Here is an 876-nt window from a genome sequence, read left to right on the forward strand (position 1 = left end):
ATCCTCGGGCTTCTGGTAGTTGGCCAGCAAGCTGTCGGCCAGTTTGAGCAGTTCCGGGTCGGGCTTGGCCCGCTTGTTACGCTTTACAACGGTCATTGTTTCTCCTTGGTGGCGGCAGTGTCCTGCCAAATGACCGTTTACACAAAATTATTTACACCCTCCAATGTGGTGTTACCAGACATTGAAAGTTCGAGCCAAACCGACATGGCGGCATATGTTCTACGGGTCCGAGGCACTTCCGACTTAGAACTGCTCTACGAAATCGAACAACCAGATAAATCCGTTATCTCCTTACCGACCGCTTTACGGCGTGCTATTGGGGTAGTCAAGCTCGCAGGAGACGAACGCAGTGACCGCGACCTGCGACTGGTACAGGGTGGCGCTCTTGACCGGTACTTGGGAGATAAGGGCCTTCGGGCCAAATTGGGCCACTCAGTGAGCCAAACATCGGTTCATAGCTCACTCAACGATGATGCGAAAATAAGACTCGAGACTTTAGATTCAATTTTTCGGAACGCCACGCTTCCAACAGGGCTTAGCTTGGGTTTCGTTGGTGCCGCTGGGTTATCTGTTAATGCGTTGGTGGGCCTCACCGCAAAAAAGGATAACGTTAATTTGCCCATATTGAGTTGGGGGGCTGGAACTAGACGACTTGCAGCCTTAAGCATTGCGGCCTCCCTTCAAGATGGATGCCCGATAGCTGTAATTGATGAAGTGGAACGAGGACTAGAGCCCTATCGTCAACGCCACTTAACAGGGTGTTGAAAAAGGACCCCAGTCCTTCGGATTTTGTCGCCAGACATGCGAATTTTTCGGGCTGGAAGCCGCATTTTTCCTAAAAAGCAGTTTTCAGCCACTTTTCAGGCCGATTTTTGA

At 50.9% G+C, this 876-nt stretch carries 1 protein-coding gene; it reads left to right on the forward strand.

From position 1 onward, the window contains the following. Positions 1–204 precede the first annotated feature (204 nt). The gene (locus CSZ94_RS29390) at positions 205–765 is read left to right on the forward strand and encodes an AAA family ATPase (protein ID WP_374703607.1); all 561 of its coding nucleotides are present in this window, start codon (positions 205–207) and stop codon (positions 763–765) included. Positions 766–876: the final 111 nt, after the last annotated feature.

The organism is Janthinobacterium sp. ROICE36, from assembly GCF_002869965.1.
Lineage (GTDB): Bacteria > Pseudomonadota > Gammaproteobacteria > Burkholderiales > Burkholderiaceae_D > Janthinobacterium.